The sequence below is a fragment of the Hymenobacter piscis genome (assembly GCF_018760735.1).
Taxonomy (GTDB): domain Bacteria; phylum Bacteroidota; class Bacteroidia; order Cytophagales; family Hymenobacteraceae; genus Hymenobacter; species Hymenobacter piscis.
In genome coordinates, this window is record NZ_JAHHZN010000003.1 from 12624 (window position 1) to 30153 (window position 17530).

Genomic DNA, 17530 nt, shown 5'->3' on the forward strand with positions numbered 1-17530 from the left:
AAGGTAACAGTTCCCACTCCCAGGAGCCGCCCGCCGTATTTTACTCACTACTCACTACTCACTACTCACTACTCACTACTCACTACTCACTACTCACCGTCAAGCGAGAGCTCGGGCAGGGGCTGCCCGGGGCGGGCGTAGCCGTAGCGGGCCACGGGGCGGGCCGCGTAGTACGTATCGAGGCCACTCAGGGCCACGGTGCCGGCGGCGGCCAGGTCCAGGGAACCATCAGGGCGCAGCACGCCGGGCGTATCGGGCAGGTAGACGTGTTCCACCTGGCCGATGACGAGGACCGTACCGTTGGCCTCGATGGGCACGTGCTGAAGAAGGCGCAGCCCTATTTTTATCGGGCTTTCCAGTACATATGGCGCTGGGAAGCCATCGAGAAACTCTTCCGTCAGGCCGGTTGCTGCAAACTCGGAAACTTCCCGCGGATAATTGGCGGAGGTCAGGTGGGCGGCGGCGGCTATGTCGGTGTGCACGTGGTTAAGCGTGTAGGTGCCGCCGGCCCGGATGTTGTCGTAGGAGTGGCGCTCTACCGAGGGCGGGCGCATCACCAGGCCCAGCAGGGGTGGGTTGGAGCCCAGGTGCACCACCGAGCTGATAACCGCCAGGTTGGTCTGGCCCGAGGCGGCCACAGTGCCCAGTAGGTTGACGGGTTTGAAGCCGGTAATGGCATTGATGAGGTTGAGCCGGTACACTTTCTCCAACTGGTGGATATGCTCGGCGCTGAAATGAGGCATAAAAAAACGGAGGTGACAACAGGTAGAATAGCACAACCCATAGCATGTGGAAAAGTTGTGAAATGAAAATAGCATTAAATAAAACGGGTTTCTCCTTTCAATTAATTTAATTGAAAGGAGAAACCCGTTTTATTTAGAACGTTGCTGCCGTACTAGGGCATCAACACGCTGTTTATTACGTGAATGACGCCGTTGCTTTGCATGACATCGTAAGTTGAAATCGTAGCCAGGTTGCCTTTCTCGTCCTGCAGTACAATATTTTTCGGGCCGTTCATCATGGCCTTCAGAGTGCCGCCACTAACGGTCTTGAGCGTAGCCGTGCCTTTGCCGGCTTTGATGGCGGCCATAATTTTGTCCGCCGTCATGTTGCCGGCTACCACATGGTAGGTCAGAATGCTGGTGAGCGTGGCTTTGTTTTCCGGTTTAACCAACGTTTCTACGGTGCCGGCGGGCAGGGCGTTGAAAGCGGCATTCGTGGGGGCAAACACTGTAAATGTGCCTTTGCCTGCCAGGGTTTCCACCAGGCCGGCCGCTTTTACGGCGGCTACCAGGGTGGTGTGGTCGGCCGAATTAACCGCGTTTTCCACAATGTTTTTATTCGGGTACATGGCTTGTCCACCCACCGTAACGGTGCCGGGAGTCATCTTGGCCTGGGCCGAAACGGAAGTAGCAGATGCGGCGCTGAATAAGGCAAGGAAGGCGAGGGAAAACAAATGCTTTTTCATCAGGATTCGGGGGATTTGAAGGAGGATTTTGAATTTATTTCCCTCACTTACGCCCCATGTTCCCTGTTGGATTGACCCCGGTAATAAAAACAACGGATCCGGTCCTGCTGGCTATGGGCAACAACCTGATGATGCGTGCATTCTGTGGCTAAAAAAAGACAGCAGAAATAATTAAAAAAACAGGAAATGATGCTGAAGATATCCGGTTATTCCTGGCCATTTTGTCAGCTGTTTTCAAACAAGGCCGCCGCCAGCTGAGCATCCTGGTGGTAAACATCGGGCAGGAATACCAGCCGTCCGTTGTCGGTTTCGCAGGTGTAGTAGCGCAGGTAAATCGGGAGGCTGCGCTGTAACCGGAATGTCTGCTTCTCGTGGGCCTTTACCCGCTGGTAGAGGCCCACGAGCTCCCGGGCCCGGCCTTCGCGGCGCAGCAGGTAATCGGCGAGCTTAAACGGGTTTTCTACCCGCACGCACCCGTGGCTCAGGGCCCGGTCCGCCAGGCGGAAAGCTGCGCGGGCGGGCGTATCGTGCAGAAATACGGTGTGTTGGTTGGGAAAGTAGAACACCACATTACCCAGGGCATTAAAGGAGCCGGCCCGTTGCCGGATAGCATAGACGAAGGTTTCCGGGGTAATCTTTTTCCAGTTAATGTGCCAGGGGTTTACCGGGCGGTTACGGCCGTCGTAGAGGCGGTAGTGGTGGTCGGAGAGGTAGCCCGGGTCGCGCCGGAGTTCGGGCAGAAACTCGCGTACGGCAATGCTGTAGGGTACGCGCCACTCCGGCGCCACCACAAACACCACCACCTCGCTGCTGAGTACGGGCGTCGGAAACTCCGGCTTGCCCACAATTACCCGGTGGGTCAGCACCACCCGCCCGTCGCGCACGAGCTGCAGCCGGTAGGCGGGAATATTAACGACGGCGTACTCCGAGTCGGCGGGAGCACTCCAGCGCAGGCGCTCCAGGTTCAGGGCCACGCGCCGGAAGCCGGCCGTGGTATCCTGCATAAGCCGGGCTGAATCGAGCGGGGACTGATGCAGGGCCTGCACCCAGGCCGACTGAAGCAGGCGGTAGGCGCGGGCAGTGGGCTGGTTGCGCAGCAGGGCCGGCGCCAGGTCGGGGGCCGCCAGGGCCGCGTGCAGCAGGTCGGCGGTGGCCTGCGCCGTCAGGCTGTCGGCCGTGGGGCGAGGCGTGAGCGTATGGGCTGTGAGCAGGCCGTAGCGCAGCTCGTGCAGGTACTGCAGCAGGGCATCGGTGAGATGAAGCTCCGCCCGGGCTAGGTCGGCGGCCGGCACGGGTACCTGGGCCGGCAGATCGGTGAAAGGCGGCCGGCTATAACGGGCCGGGTCGAGGCCGACGTCGGCTGAACGATGCAGCAGCGCCAGTGCTTCCCGGGCCCGGGGCGTCCAGCCTGAATCGGCTACCCAATACGTGGTCGACTCGTGCTGGCGGTAGAACGCCCGGACGGTAGCTTCGGCCCGCAGGCCCAGGCCCTCGTACCGGGCCACTGCCTCCGCGCTGGCGTCCAGCAGCTGACGCAACTCGGCCCGGGCGCCGGTGGGCGTTGGGGCGGCCGGACCCCCGGCGGCGGCTCCCGGGCTCAAGGACAAGGCCAGCGCCAGGAAAACCAGCTGGGTAATCCTTCTGATGCGGTTCATGCCGGCTGGGAAAGAAGATGACCGAACCCGGGCCCGCTGTAGAGATGGGCCCGGCCCCCAAGCCGGCAGGTGGTACCCGCTGGCTCAGGGCTACTTCTATAAGTTCAGCAGAAAAATCGATTTATCCTATTGGCATAGCCGGCACGGGTTCCGTTGGCCAGGCCGACTCTTGCTGGCCGGACTTACTTCAGGCGGGCATCAAAGGGGTGAGGCTCCACGCTCAGCACCCGCAGGAGTCGGTTGTGGTCGGGGTGCAGGGGGTTGAGCAGGTAGTTCCACTCGTCGGGAGCGTGGGCCGAGGACACGCGCAGGATCCAGTACCGGCCCTCGGCCAGCCAGGCGGCGCCCAGTTCGGCCAGTACGGCCGGGTAGGGGACCTGCTGCCAGTTGGCCGGCAAATCGGCCGGACGGTACTGCAGGTAGGGCGTGTCGTCGGGGATTTCCAGCGTGAGGGCGAAATACTTGCGCGGCAGCACCGGCGAATTAGCCAGCACCTCCAGCTTGGCCAGCGACAAATGCTCGGCCGTGTACAGAATCTGGCTCCCGATGCGGTGCCACCGCCCCCCGTAATACAACCCGCCCTGCCCCGACGTATCCGCTATATAAGGCGCTTTGCCCAGCCGGTAAAGTTTCATGTTTGAGGAGTCAGGAGTGACGGAGAGAGGAGTTAGAATTCGGAATTGGTGCTCCCGGCTCCTGGCTTCTTCAGGAGAAGTGTCCGTGTTCGATGCGGCCGAGTACGTCCTGAACCTGGGCGCGCCCGATAACCGAGTGCAGCAGGTGCTTGGGTTTTTGCCCCCCGAGGGCTGGAATGGGGGAGTTGAGCCAGAAATGCAGCTCCTGCTCGTCCTCGAACACCTCCATGCCCTTGGCCAGCACGGCCGAGAGCTGAATGGCTTTTTCGCCTTCGTCGAGGGTGAGGGGCTTGCGGGTTTGCTCGCGCCGGGTCAGGGTGCTTTCCGATACGCCCAGCACGGCACTCATTTCCCGGTTGGAAAAGCCCAGGTGACGCTGCAGGGCCCGCACAGCCTGCACCGAAATGCCCTTGATGGCCACGGCCAGCAGATCCATCTCGTTGCGCACGAGCTGGGGAATCACGGCCGGGCCGCCCATCAACTCCACCATGCTGGCGACGGAAGTGTTACGAACAGTTGTCATTTGCGGAAATTTTACGCGTCATTTGACGACAATATACGAGTAAACTTCCAAACCGGCCGCTTGGTTCCGCCGCCGTGCCCGGATGACGTGGCCCGTTTTGCTGTACTTTTGCCCGACACCCTTTTCCCTTGCTCCTGATGGCTCTTTCCGCCGCCGATGCTGACCTGATTGCCCGCACCGCCGAGTTTATCCGCGCTAAATTCCTCCACGAAGGCTCCGGCCACGACTGGGAGCACATCCGCCGGGTGTGGGAGGTGGCCCGCCGCCTGGCCGCCCAGACGCCCGGGGCCGACCCGCTGGTAACCGAACTGGGCGCCCTGCTCCACGACGTGGCCGACTGGAAATTCCACGACGGCGACGAGGAGGCCGGCCCCCGCGCTGCCCGGGCCTGGCTGACCAGCCAGCAGGCCAGTCCCGCCGTTATAAACCAGGTGGAGGCCATCATCCGTGAAATCAGCTTCAAGGGGTTGGGCGTGGCCACGCCCATGAGCACGGTGGAAGGGGAACTGGTCCAGGACGCCGACCGGCTCGATGCCATCGGGGCCATCGGAGTGGCCCGGGCCTTCGCCTACGGGGGGCACAAAAACCGCCCCCTCCATGACCCGGCCGTTCCCCCCGTCACCCACGACTCGTTCGAGAGCTACAAGCAGAACACGGCGCCCACTATCAACCACTTCTACGAAAAGCTGCTTCACCTGCGGGAACGGATGAACACGCCCGCCGCGCGCCGGGTGGCCGAGCAGCGCCACGCCTACCTGGAGCAATTTCTGGCCCAGTTCCTGCGCGAGTGGGAAGGGGAGGACGTGGGCGAACAAAAAGGCCAAAAACTGTAGTGCGAAGCGTTTGCTTCGCGTTTTGCCGAGCCGTATCCAGCCTGTCCTGTTGCCAAGCTTCAGCCTTTCCTGTCCTCTGCCACCGTGTCTATACTCAATTGCCTGATCGGGTGTTTAGACCCGGTTACGGGCACGAAGAAATACCTCAAGATTATCTGGCCAATCAAGGAGGCGGTCACAGTGAACGAACGGCGTCGGCAGGCCGGTTTTGAGCAAACGGTGGAGGACAATGCCCGGCGGCTGGGTATTGTGTACCATGTGTACACGCTGGCGCAGGTACACCAACTGAAACAGGCCGGGCACTAAAGGAATTTTGAGTTCGGGGGGCGGGTCTGGGGCACGCCGGTGGCGGCTGGTACTGCAATGGGCCTGCACCTAATTTGATATCTTTACTCGAATGAATACACGTCTGTTGCTCTCCCGCCTTTCTGTACTGGTGCTGACGGCCCTGCTGGCCGTTTCCTGCCGTACCTGTCCCATCGAGTCCTGCCATACCCGTAAGGTGCACTTCCACAACGGCAGCAAGTTCCGTGGTCAGCCCTGGTTCAAGAAGCAGAACCCGGCCATCGGGGAGAAAATCAAGACCCACAACCCCAAGTCGGGCCAGCATAAAAACGACCGGAGCAAAACGCTCAAATAGGCGCCCGGTGGAGCCCGTAAATCGGGTTTTAACGGCGGCAGAACGCGTTTTTTTGTGTATCTTGCAGGCTTAACGAAGTTCACTCTCACGGGCTGTCCAACCCCCTTAGCCGGGGCTGGCCGGCCGACTACATGCTCCCTATGGCGGAAGGCGAAAAGATCATTCCGATAAACATTGAAGATGAGATGCGTGGGGCCTACATCGATTACTCGATGTCGGTTATCATCTCCCGGGCTTTGCCCGATGTGCGCGACGGCCTGAAGCCCGTGCACCGGCGCGTGCTCTACGGTATGTCGGAACTGGGCGTATCGTACAACAAATCCTATAAGAAAAGTGCCCGTATCGTGGGCGAGGTGCTGGGTAAGTACCACCCCCACGGCGACTCCTCGGTCTACGACACGATGGTGCGCATGGCCCAGGAGTGGAGCCTGCGCTACCCGCTGGTGGATGGCCAGGGCAACTTCGGCAGCATCGACGGCGACTCGCCGGCCGCTATGCGCTACACCGAAGCCCGCCTCAAGCGCCTCTCCGACGAAATGCTCGGCGACCTGGATAAGGATACGGTGGACTACCAGCCCAACTTCGATGACTCCCTGGAGGAGCCCTCGGTGATGCCGGCCAAGTTCCCCAACCTGCTCGTCAACGGCACCACCGGCATTGCCGTGGGCATGGCCACCAACATGGCCCCGCACAACCTGACGGAAGTAGTGGACGGTATCGTGGCCTACCTGGCCAACCCCGATATCACCATTGCCGAGCTCATGGAGCACGTGACGGCCCCCGACTTCCCGACCGGCGGTATTATCTACGGCTACGAGGGCGTGAAGCAGGCCTTCGAAACCGGCCGCGGCCGGGTGGTGATGCGGGCCAAGGCCCACTTCGAAACCACCCCGACCGGCAAGGAGCAGATCGTCATCACCGAAATTCCCTACATGGTGAATAAGGCCTCGATGATTGAAAAGACCGCCGGCCTGATCAACGAGAAGAAAATCGAGGGCATTGCTGACCTGCGCGACGAGTCGGACCGCGACGGGATGCGCATCGTCTACGACCTGAAGCGCGATGCCATGCCCACGGTCGTGCTCAACAACCTCTACAAGTACACCCAGCTGCAAAGCTCGTTCGGCGTCAACAACGTGTGCCTGGTAAAAGGCCGCCCGATGACGCTCAACCTCAAGGAGCTGATTCACTACTTCGTGGAGCACCGCGCCGACGTGGTGGTGCGCCGCACCCGCTACGAGCTGGCCGAAGCCCAGAAGCGGGCCCACATTCTGGAAGGCCTGCTCATCGCGCTGGATCATCTGGATGAAGTCATTGCCCTGATCCGGGGCTCGCGCGACGGCGATGTGGCCCGGGCCCAGCTCATCGAGCGGTTCACCCTCAGCGAGGTGCAGGCCCGCGCCATTCTGGACATGCGCCTGCAGCGCCTCACGGGCCTGGAGCGCGACAAGCTCATGCAGGAGTTCAACGACCTGATGGCCCTCATCGACCACCTGAAAGCCGTCCTGGCTTCCGATGAGATGCAGCGCGACATCATCCGCCAGGAGCTGGCCGAAATCAAGGAGCGCTACGGCGACGCCCGCCGCACCAGCATTGAGTACGCCGGCGGCGACTTCTCAATGGAGGATATGATTGCCGATGAGAGCATGGTCATCACCATCTCCCGCGAAGGCTACATCAAGCGCACGGCCCTTGATGAGTACCGGGCCCAGGGCCGGGGAGGAGTGGGGGCCCGCGGGGCTGCCTCCAAGCAGGACGACTTCACGGAGCACCTGTTTGTGGCCACCACCCACGAGTACCTGCTGTTCTTCACCGAAGCCGGCCGCGTGTTCTGGCTCAAAGTGTATGAAGTGCCCGAGGGCGGCAAGAACACCAAGGGCCGGCCGATTCAGAACCTGATCGAGATTCCGCGCGAGGACAACATCCGCTCCGTACTCAACGTGCGCGGCCTGCGCGACCCGGATTACCTCGATAATACGTACCTGATGTTCTGCACCGAGCAGGGCACAGTGAAGAAAACCCCGCTCGAAGCCTACTCGCGCCCCCGCACCGCCGGTATCAACGCCATCACCATCAACGAAGGCGACCGGCTGCTCGACGTGCAGCTGCTCAACGGCAACTCCGAGGTCGTACTGGCGCTGCGCTCCGGCCGGGCCGTGCGTTTCCCCGAGCACAAGGTGCGCTCCATGGGCCGTACCGCCGCCGGCGTACGCGGCATTACGCTCGACGAGAGCATGGCCAATGACCGGGTGGTGGGTATGGTGTGCCTTGACAAGGACAGCGAGCAGGAATTGCTGGTGGTGTCCGAAAACGGGTACGGCAAGCGCAGTCCGCTCGAGGAGTACCGCATCACCAACCGCGGCGGTAAAGGCGTGCGGGCCATGAAGCTGACCGATAAAACCGGTCTGCTCGTGACCATCAAAGCTGTGGACGACACGGATGATCTGATGATTATCAATAAGTCGGGTATTACCATCCGCCTGCGCATGAGCGAGTTGCGCAGCATCGGCCGCGCCACCCAGGGCGTGCGCCTGCTGAAAATCAGTAACGGCGACGAAATTTCGTCGGTGGCCAAAGTGGCGGCCGAGGAAAAGGAAATTGAGCCGGAAACGGAGCCGCTGGCAGGGCAGACCCCCAACGGTAACGCGGACGGGGAGGGGCCGGCCCCCGCACCCGACGCGGACCTGACCGGGCTCACCGACCCGGATTTGCTCAGCGCTAATTAACTTGCGACGGCAGAACTCCCCCGGGAGTTCTGCCGTTTGCGTTACAATTCCTTTCCACCAAACCGCACATTCTTCAGCAAACTCCCATGAAGAAGACTATTTTGACACTCGTGGCCGCTGCGGCCCTGCACACCGCTTCGGCCCAGAACTCGGCCGTTACCAATGCCATCCTGTACCAGCGCCAGGGTACGCTCGATAAAGCCCGCGTCGAAATCGACAAGGCAGCCATGAACGAGAAAACCCAGGGCAAAGCCAAAACTTGGTATACCCGGGGCGAAATCTACGAAGGCATCGTAGCCAGTCCGATTTATGGCAAATCACTGCCCGTGATGGAAGGCACCAAAACGGCCTTCGAATCGTATTCCAAAGCCCTGAGCCTCGACGGCAAAGACGGCGAGTTCGGAAAGCAGGCCGCAGCTAAGCTCGACGGCTTATACGGACTGGCGCTGAATGCCGGTGTGGAGAGCTACAACAGCAAGGACTTCGCCAAGGCCATTGACTCGTACCGGATGGCCCAGGAAATCCGTCCGCAGGACACGACGGCGTATCTGTACGCTGCCTATGCTGCGGAAGCCAACCAGGATTTTGGCGGGGCCAAGGAAATGTATGGCAAGCTCCAGGGTATCGGCTACAAAACGCCCCAGATGTACGGCCGCCTCTTGCAGATTGCCCGCCAGGAAAAAGATGATGCCGCCGCTATGAAAGTCGTGCAGGATGCACTGGTGGCATACCCGACCAATAAAGGGTTCATGCTTGAGGAACTGAACATGTACCTGAGCGCCGGCCGGGGCAAAGAAGCTCTCGAAAAAATCGACCGCGCCATTGCCGCTGACCCCACCAACGCAAATCTGTATGCCGTAAAAGGCGGCATTCTCGACCAGGATAAGCAACCCGCTTTGGCTTTAGCTGCCTACAAAAAAGCGGTTGAGGTAGAGCCGGCAAATTTTGAAGCCAACTTCAACCTGGGTATCTATAACTACAACAAAGCGGCTGAGCTTTATACCAAAGCCAGTAAAATGACTCTGGCGGAATACCAGAAGTCGGGCAAGAAATACGAAGCCGATGGTAAGAAGTACTTTCAGGACTCTTTGCCGTACTTTGAGAAAGCGCTAGAAGTGCAGCCGGATGACCGGGCGACCATCAGTGCTTTGCAGAAGGCATATCTGCGAGTAGGTCGTACAGCTGACTCGCAGCGTATGTCGGCTAAGCTGGACTCGATGAAGTAGCATGTGAAGTGCCCCTGAGTGAGATAGGGGATGATGATTTAAGGCCCACTGCCTTGTGGGCCTTAAATTACGGAACATTACTTAACATAATATAAATTATAAGACAAAAATACTAGTCGATATTTGGCGCGTTTATGTTGCTCTATTCATCCAAGTACACTGCGCCTGCGCGGCAAGTGGCGTAGCGACTTGATCTTGTCCTGCACCCTGACCCTACACAACCTATGTGCGCGCAGCCCCCAGCGAGCCGCGCGCCCGATAAACTCAACACATTAGGAGCCGACCTACAGTTGCCTTATCTGATCAGCGGGGCCAATAATAGCTAAATGCTAGAGATTCTGAAGCGGCTTCAGAAGCGGCTTCAGATTTCACCATCCTGTGTAATACCTGTGTAATAAGCGCCACCCATCATACACAGCTGGTCAATAACGAGTGTTCTCTTGCAGAACCTTAGCCAGCCAATTACTTCGGCCTCACTCTGAGGGATTAAACTGCTTATGGGTGCGTGTAGCTCAGAAAGCATTTCCCTGCAAGCGTCTCCACTCCTACTTCTTGTGACCAGATACAAATTACAAATTTTAAAGCAGATAGAAAATCTGATTTGCGGTTCATGCCATTGAAGGCCTTTAATCCTATCTGTAGTGAAGCTATTAGATTCGGGGATAAATCATGGCATCACTTAGCTGAAAATCAGGCTAAGGCGCATGTAAGGTCTGAATATTAGGAACTATTGGTTGGTTCCGCCCCCCCGGGCCGATTATAAGAAAGGTATTTAATTATGTAATGTGATATAAGAGTTGATAGTATCATAAATAAGTAAATAAAAGTACAAAAAGTATAATAAAGTTTAACTTTTATATACTATATACTGCTTATTATTACTTTATGCTGCTTATTTTATCCTATTATCCTTTATTTTTGCCAAACCTAATCCTGTATTCCCATGCCCAAGACTATAGACTACCCACGTACTTCCTACCAGAGCGCCTGGGAGGTAGCTGAAGTTGTTGATGATACGGGTGGCAAGTGTGCCATTGAAACTGCCGCCCGCAAGTTGAACCGTAAAGTCAGTGGATCCTTTAAAGCTATCATTGGCTCCGCGGTTAAGTTTGGCTTACTTACCAGTAAGCGGGAACTCCTGACTACTACCAACCTCTTCCGTCGTATTAAAAATGCCTACGATAAGCAGGAAGAGAAAATATACCATCGGGAGGCATTCCTGCATCCTCCTCTCTTCACGCAGATCTGCCGTAAGTTTCGTAACCGCGAGTTACCCGTTCACATGTTTGATGTGATGCTGGTCCGGGAGTTTGGAGTAGAGGAAATCAATACGCAGAACGTTTCCCGAGCTTTCATCGAAGGCGCCCGCATGGCTGGTATTCTGAACGAGCAGAACATTATCGTCGATATTGACCAGTTACTAGCCCAACAGGTGCCCCGACGAGAACTAGCCAGCACGGAAATGCCCCTGAATGTATTCCAGGTACCGACAGTTACTCCGGCTCCTTCAGGCCCTACCGATGTACCAGGACTATCACTTTCCCCCGGTATATTGCCCGCACGCCCGGTTGTACCCTCCGCCCGGACACTGGATGTAGTATCCAGCCTCTTCGGACTCGACACGGATGACCTGGATGCCGCGGAGCAGGCACCTACTCCTGCATCCGTACCCGAGCCTGTCTCAGAACCCATAGCTGTCCCAAAGGCCACAGCGCAGCCAGTTATACCAATACCGGAGAGTTTGCCTGTAACCGCCGCACCCGAAGCCGGGACTGCACGTACCGGGATGCCTGACGCAACCACCTTTGCCATCCATATTCATGGACCAGGCCTGGATACTCATCTGACTATCTCTGATCAGGAAGACCTGCTACTCGTGAATGCTTTACTCAATAAAATCCGTCGTCAACTGCCAGAATAGAGCATTCATCGGGTGGGCTTCTCCCCCTTAGCGTCATCTAAAAAGTGTGGCCCAGCTTGCGGAGAGTTGGGCCACACTTTTTTAAGCATGTTCGTCACTTAGTTGCTATATAAATATTATGTTAACATATGATCTAGATCAAATAACTTGTAATCAGTCAGTAATGAGTCTGAGCTTATTAAACAGAATATAATATGATCCAGTATGTATCATGTAAATCGAAGACAGATCTGCTCCGAGCGAAACTGCCTGCCGACCGGGTAAATACGATTACATTTGCGCCAGTGGCTTTTTACTGACTGCTTTCGATTCTCTTCCTCCCTGCATTACACGCATGGCATCCATTCTGGTAACGGGCTGCGCGGGCTTTATTGGCTCACACCTGACCGAACGCCTGCTCCGCGACGGGCACCGCGTGGTCGGCATAGATAACTTCGCCCCGTTCTACAACCCTGATCATAAGCGCCGCAATCTGGCCACCAGCCTGAGTCATCCCCGGTTCAGCCTGCACGAAACCGACCTACGTCACGGCCTTGATGCATTGGTAGATGCCCTCCCCGCTGATCCGATTGACGTAGTGGTACACCTGGCGGCCAAAGCCGGCGTGGGCCCCTCGGTAAAGGAGCCGGTGGCCTACCTTGAGAACAACATCATCGGCACCACTCACTTGCTGGAGTGGATGCGCCATCGTGGCATTGTCAAGCTGTTCTTTGCCTCTTCCAGCTCCGTGTACGGCAACACCCGCGAACAGCCCTTCCGGGAAGATATGAACCTGCTGAGCGCCTGCATTTCGCCCTATGCGGCCAGTAAACTCAGCGGCGAGCAGCTTACCGCCACCTACCACCACCTCTACGGCCTGGACGTGCTCAACGCCCGGTTCTTTACTGTATACGGTCCCCGCCAACGCCCCGACCTGGCCATTCATAAGTTTGTGCGCCTGCTGCGGGCCGGAAAGCCCATTCCCGTATTCGGCGACGGCAGCACGGCCCGCGACTACACTTTCGTGCTCGATACAGTGGACGGCATCAGTCGGGGCGTGGACTATCTGCTCAGGCACACGGGATTCTACGAAACCATTAACCTGGGTAACAACCGCCCCATACCCCTGCTGGAGCTCATTGCAGCCGTGGGACAGGCCGTGGGGGTTGAACCGCAGCTGGCATTCCAGCCCATGCAGGCCGGCGATGTGGACGTGACCTACGCCGATATCCGCAAGGCCCAGGAGCTACTCGGCTACTCTCCCCAAACCAGCTTATCCGACGGTTTGCAGGCCTTTGTGGAATGGCTGGCTGAAGTCCCGCAACCAGTTAGCGTGACGCCCTATCCCCCGCACTCTTCGGCCAGGTGATTGGAGCGGGGCAAGGACTCACCCCGTCGGCAGGATGAACAGGGGTTCCCAACTTCACATCAAGTTGGGAACCTCTTTTGCTGAGATGGAGGATGCTTCAGGAAATGGCTTCTGTTTCGCTGGCTGCGTTTTGGACCACCACGGCCGGCATCCCGCGCAGTTCCCGGCGCAGCAGCACCATGTTACGCGCGTACACCACAGTACCAAAGACGTTACCAATAACCAGGACCGCATCACGCCGCATAATAGCATACGTCAAAATCAGCACCGAGCCCACCAGACTGATAACCCAAAAGCTGAGCGGCAGCGTCGACTCGCCCTTGCGCTCGGAGTAAATCCACTGATACACGAAACGGAGCAGAAAAATGACCTGCCCCACGGCCCCGAGCAACAGCAGTCCGCCCGGAATTTCGGTACCCAGCATGGTCCGCAGGCTGAAGTGCTGGTTGCCGGCCACAAACCAGCCCAGCATGGCCACCGGAAACGCGTAAGCCCCCGCCCGAAACCACGGACTCAACTTGCCCCACTCCCGCAGCAGCTGCAGGTTACGGATGTAGATGGCGTAGCTGATGAGCTGAGCCCCCAGAATGACCGGATCGTGACGCAGGATACCGTACACAATCATCAGAAATGACGACACCAGGCTGATTTGCCAGAACAGCGTGGGTACCAGCACGCGCTTGGCCCGCTCGCTCTGAATCCACTGCAACACGATGCGGCTCGAAAACAGCAGTTGCGAGACCAGCCCAATCACCAAAGCCACGTTGGCCGTTGTCAGGAGCGACTTCATAACGGCCGGCTTACTGCTCGGTTACGGGCTCAAGGGATTCGGGCTGGCGCTGCTGCTCCCCGATTTCGTAATTCTTCCAGCGGCTGCGGATCCAGCGGAAGCCGAACGTATCCACCAGCGGCTTCCAGGCCCGGTTCCAGAGGTTGTACTTGGCCGTACCCGCAAAGCGCGGAAAGTGGCGCACCGGCAACTGCTTGACCCGGCCGCCCTGCAACTGCACCAGCGCCCCCAGGAAGCGGTGCATGCCGTGAAACAACGGAATCCGGCGGGCATGCTCGGTTTTGATGATTTTCAGCGGGCAGCCCGTATCCTGAATGCCGTCGTTGATGAGCGTGCGGCGCACGGTATTGGCCACCAGCGACGACATCTTCTTCACGAACGTATCCTGGCGCTTGGCCCGGATGCCGTTCACCATGTCAAACTCGGGCAGGAACTCGAAAAAGGTCAGGAAATCGAGCGGGGTAGTCTGAATATCGGAGTCGATGTAGCCGATGAGCGTGGTGCGGGCGTGGTCGATGCCGGCTTTCACGGCCGTGCTCAGCCCCCGGTTCTGACTCAGGCTGATGAACTCATACTGGGGCTTCTGCCGGCACACGTCGCGCAAAATGGCGACGGAGCCGTCGGTAGAGCCGTCGTTCACGAACAGCACGGTAGTGGGCACCGGCGTTTCGGCCAGAAACTTGTCCATCTCCACCACGAACTGCCCCAGGCTTTCTTCTTCGTTATACACGGGTACCAGTACCGTCAGACTTTGGGAGGCAAGGTAAGCGGCGTGTTCGGGAGCAGACATAGAAACAGAGGGGTAAAACGGGCTGCAAGGTACGGAAGGTTTAGCAGCGAATAGTTGTACCGGACTGCAACCATCGGCCCATCGGCAGTATCTTACTGCCAGCTATCCGAATAGGTTCTATGCACTACCGAATGAGCGGCCTACTGGCCTTGGTTTCTCTACCCACGTTCATTGCTTCAGCTCAGACGATTGAGCCCATCAGTATTCCGCGCCCGGTCAAGCAGGTTCTTAAAATCGGGCTGCGCGCATTTGACCAGCCCGATATAGCCCTTAGTTACGAAAGGCGGCTATCTGCCCGCTGGAGCCTGAGCAGCACGTTGGGCTATTTTCCCCAGCATTATTCTTCCTATGGGTTGTGGTACACAACCGCGGCCGGGCAGCAGCAGCCAACCGTTGTACGGGGGGTAAACAGGTACTATAACGTTGATGTGCAGGTCCGGCACTATTTTCGGCGGCGTACAGTTGGCCAGCCCCTGACGGGTTGGTATGCTGCCCTGGTGGCACATGGTTCCCACATCCGTACCCGGCAGGAGCATGAGTCCACGCCCACCACGGCGGCCTACGTCACACATGCTGCCAGTACCCGCACACAGCCCCAGCTTCAACTGGGCCGCCAATGGGCCCTGGGCTCACGACTCGTACTAGACACGTTTGTAGGAACGGAAATTTTGCGGCGGGCCACTTCTCGCAACACCCGCAACCGGTATCAGCCCCTCAACCGAGGAGCAGGCCTGCAACTGGGTATACGGTTGTGAGCCGCAGAGTAGCCACGTACTTCCCTTTCATTTCTTTATCGGTCACGCCACTCCTCCCGCAGAACTGACATCACTAGCTTATCGTGAAAGGCCCCGTTGCGGAAACACGCCTGCCGCAGCCGGCCTTCCAGCTGAAAACCGGCCCGCTGGTACGCTTTCACGCCGCCCTGATTGGGCTCCGAAACCGTGAGCATCATCCGGTTCAGGCCCAGCTCCGCGAAGCCGCGCGCCACCACTTGCCGGGTAACCTCCGTGGCAATACCCTGGCCCCAGTACTGTTTTTCGCCCAGCAGAATAAAATACTCGCCCGCCTGATTGACCGCGGAAATACCGGAAATACCGGCGTGCCCGATCAACTCCTGCGTCTCGGCCAGGTACACCCCCAGGTTCAGGCAGCGCGCATCCGCCAGCGTAGCTTCCAGCCACTGCGAAACCTTCGCCAACGAATCCATCTGCTGAAAGGCATTCAAGGAATACAGAATAACCTCCGGGTCCTGAATCCAGCGGTGGAAAATTGCAGCCTGGTCAATTCGCAGGGGTACTAACTGAATAGCGGCAGAAGGCATTGGAAACGGAACTAGCAGGGTTGCAGAAATGGAAAAACGCTGCCCGAACCTACGGAGGGCACCGGCAGCGTTTTCGAATTTGTTTGAAAGCGAAGAACGTTACTCCCGGCGTACCCCGCCGGAAATGGTGGTGTGGCGCTGCTTGAGCACTTCTACCACGTCTTCCATGGAGAGTCCGGAGGCCGTCAGCAGGACCAACAAATGGTAAAGCAGGTCGGCGGCCTCGCCTTTCAGGCCCTCCACGTTGCCCCCCACGGCGTCGATGACGGTTTCCACGGCCTCCTCTCCCACTTTCTGGGCGATTTTGGGCATGCCCTTGCGGAACAGGGAGGCAGTGTACGACTTGGGGTCTTCGTCAGGGTGCTGGTGGCGGCGCTGCACCAGGCGCTCCAGCTCCGCCACGAAACTAACGGCCGGCGCCGGATAGCGCGTCTGCCGGGGCTGCTCGAAGCAGCTGGTGGTACCCCGGTGGCAGGTGGGGCCGTCAGGGCGGGCCAGAATGAGCAGGGCGTCCTGGTCGCAGTCCTCGTGCTCACTCACCACGGTGAGGTAGTTCCCGGAGGTTTCGCCCTTGGTCCAGAGGCGCTGCTTGGAGCGGGAGAAGAACGTCACGCGGCCCGTCTGGCGGGTCACGCGCTGCGCTTCCTCGTTCTGGTAGCCCAGCATCAGCACCTGCCCCGTGTGGGCATCCTGCACAATCACCGGAATCAGCCCATCGGGCATTTTAGCAAAATCCATTGGATCTAGTTGTTAGTTGGGAGTTGGCAGTTGTTAGTACAGGCGCGAGCAGTCAATAAACTGACAACGGATAACTACCAACTGACAACTAAAATTACAGCCGCACGGCAATGCCGTCCTGGCGCAGGTGTTCTTTCAGCTCGCGGATACCGATTTCGCCGAAGTGGAAGATACTGGCGGCGAGGCCGGCGTCGGCGTGGGCCTGCTGGAACACGTTGGTGAAGTCCTGCTTGGAGCCGGCGCCGCCCGAGGCAATGACCGGAATGGTTACGGCCCGACTCACGGCCCCGGTGATGTCCAGCGCGAAGCCGTCCTTGGTGCCGTCGTTGCTCATGGAGGTCAGCAGGATTTCGCCCGCGCCCCGCTCGGCGGCTTCCCGGCACCACTGCACCGCGTCGCGGCCGGTGTTGTGGGTGCCGGCCCGGGTGTAGATCAGCCAGCCGTCGGCGTCGTTATACCGGGCATCGGCGGCCACCACAATGCACTGGGACCCGAAGCGGGCCGCCAGCTCGTCAATCAGCTCGGGGCGCGCCAACGCGGCCGAGTTGATGCTCACTTTATCGGCCCCGTTCATGAGCAGGGCTTCCACATCGGCCACCGTGCCGATGCCGCCGCCCACGGTGAACGGAATGTCCAGTTCCCGGGCCACGTCGCGCACCAGGGCCACTAGGGTGGCGCGCTTCTGGTTGGTGGCGGTGATATCGAGGAACACCAGCTCGTCGGCACCTTCGCGGGCGTAGCGGGCGGCCAGGGCCACCGGGTCGCCGGCGTCACGCAGGCCCTCGAAGCGCACCCCTTTCACGGTGCGCCCGTCCTTCACGTCGAGGCAGGGTATGATTCGTTTGGTTAGCATGTTTGGTTGGTTTTCAGAGTTTATAGAACGTCATTCCGAGCGAAGGCGGAGCCGTAGTCGAGG

The 17530-nt window shown here is 58.7% G+C and carries 17 protein-coding genes; 7 read left to right on the plus strand and 10 right to left on the minus strand.

Features of this window, described 5'->3' with window-relative positions:
• Positions 1–89 precede the first annotated feature (89 nt).
• The 5 genes from KLP40_RS03925 to parS form a co-directional block, all read right to left on the minus strand.
• Positions 90–743 carry a flavin reductase family protein gene (locus KLP40_RS03925; protein ID WP_215592358.1) on the minus strand — a complete coding sequence of 218 codons (654 nt, stop codon included), beginning with the start codon at positions 741–743 and terminating at the stop codon, positions 90–92.
• Between the two features lie 152 nt (positions 744–895).
• Complete coding sequence (locus tag KLP40_RS03930) at positions 896–1468, minus strand: fasciclin domain-containing protein (protein ID WP_215592359.1); 573 nt, start codon at positions 1466–1468, stop codon at positions 896–898.
• Between the two features lie 224 nt (positions 1469–1692).
• A complete protein-coding gene (locus KLP40_RS03935; protein WP_215592360.1) occupies positions 1693–3123 on the minus strand; it encodes a L,D-transpeptidase scaffold domain-containing protein in 1431 nt (476 codons plus the stop codon).
• Positions 3124–3305: 182 nt separating this feature from the next.
• The gene (locus tag KLP40_RS03940; protein WP_215592362.1) at positions 3306–3758 is read right to left on the minus strand and encodes an RES family NAD+ phosphorylase; all 453 of its coding nucleotides are present in this window, start codon (positions 3756–3758) and stop codon (positions 3306–3308) included.
• Positions 3759–3828: 70 nt separating this feature from the next.
• Complete coding sequence (gene parS / locus KLP40_RS03945; protein WP_215592363.1) at positions 3829–4281, minus strand: type II RES/Xre toxin-antitoxin system antitoxin; 453 nt, start codon at positions 4279–4281, stop codon at positions 3829–3831.
• A 137-nt stretch (positions 4282–4418) separates the two neighbouring features.
• Between parS and KLP40_RS03950 the strand changes: the two genes are divergently transcribed.
• The 7 genes from KLP40_RS03950 (at position 4419) to KLP40_RS03980 (ending at position 12975) form a co-directional block, all read left to right on the plus strand.
• On the plus strand, positions 4419–5114 hold the full coding sequence (locus KLP40_RS03950; RefSeq protein ID WP_215592364.1) for an HD domain-containing protein: 696 nt from the start codon (positions 4419–4421) through the stop codon (positions 5112–5114).
• Positions 5115–5198: 84 nt separating this feature from the next.
• Positions 5199–5420 carry a hypothetical protein gene (locus tag KLP40_RS03955; protein WP_215592365.1) on the plus strand — a complete coding sequence of 74 codons (222 nt, stop codon included), beginning with the start codon at positions 5199–5201 and terminating at the stop codon, positions 5418–5420.
• 91 nt (positions 5421–5511) lie between these two features.
• On the plus strand, positions 5512–5754 hold the full coding sequence (locus KLP40_RS03960; RefSeq protein WP_215592366.1) for a hypothetical protein: 243 nt from the start codon (positions 5512–5514) through the stop codon (positions 5752–5754).
• A gap of 140 nt (positions 5755–5894) precedes the next feature.
• Positions 5895–8480 (plus strand): DNA gyrase subunit A, encoded by a 2586-nt coding sequence (gyrA, locus tag KLP40_RS03965; RefSeq protein WP_215592368.1) that lies wholly within the window; start codon positions 5895–5897, stop codon positions 8478–8480.
• A gap of 86 nt (positions 8481–8566) precedes the next feature.
• The gene (locus tag KLP40_RS03970) at positions 8567–9706 is read left to right on the plus strand and encodes a tetratricopeptide repeat protein (protein WP_215592369.1); all 1140 of its coding nucleotides are present in this window, start codon (positions 8567–8569) and stop codon (positions 9704–9706) included.
• 943 nt (positions 9707–10649) lie between these two features.
• On the plus strand, positions 10650–11627 hold the full coding sequence (locus KLP40_RS03975; RefSeq protein ID WP_215592370.1) for a hypothetical protein: 978 nt from the start codon (positions 10650–10652) through the stop codon (positions 11625–11627).
• Positions 11628–11961: 334 nt separating this feature from the next.
• Entirely contained in the window at positions 11962–12975 is a 1014-nt protein-coding gene (locus KLP40_RS03980; protein ID WP_215592371.1) for a GDP-mannose 4,6-dehydratase, read from the plus strand.
• A 97-nt stretch (positions 12976–13072) separates the two neighbouring features.
• Here KLP40_RS03980 and KLP40_RS03985 read toward each other — a convergent pair whose 3' ends face one another.
• The 5 genes from KLP40_RS03985 to hisF all read right to left on the minus strand — a co-directional run bounded on the left by KLP40_RS03985 (position 13073) and on the right by hisF (position 17467).
• Positions 13073–13765, minus strand: coding sequence for a lipid-A-disaccharide synthase N-terminal domain-containing protein (locus KLP40_RS03985; protein ID WP_215592372.1), 693 nt, complete (start codon positions 13763–13765; stop codon positions 13073–13075).
• Between the two features lie 10 nt (positions 13766–13775).
• Positions 13776–14555, minus strand: a complete 780-nt coding sequence (locus KLP40_RS03990) for a glycosyltransferase family 2 protein (RefSeq protein WP_215592373.1) — start codon at positions 14553–14555, stop codon at positions 13776–13778.
• Between the two features lie 790 nt (positions 14556–15345).
• On the minus strand, positions 15346–15876 hold the full coding sequence (locus tag KLP40_RS03995) for a GNAT family N-acetyltransferase (protein WP_215592374.1): 531 nt from the start codon (positions 15874–15876) through the stop codon (positions 15346–15348).
• A gap of 99 nt (positions 15877–15975) precedes the next feature.
• Positions 15976–16614 (minus strand): bifunctional phosphoribosyl-AMP cyclohydrolase/phosphoribosyl-ATP diphosphatase HisIE, encoded by a 639-nt coding sequence (gene hisIE / locus KLP40_RS04000; RefSeq protein ID WP_215592376.1) that lies wholly within the window; start codon positions 16612–16614, stop codon positions 15976–15978.
• Between the two features lie 94 nt (positions 16615–16708).
• Entirely contained in the window at positions 16709–17467 is a 759-nt protein-coding gene (gene hisF, locus KLP40_RS04005) for an imidazole glycerol phosphate synthase subunit HisF (protein ID WP_215592377.1), read from the minus strand.
• Positions 17468–17530 lie beyond the last annotated feature (63 nt).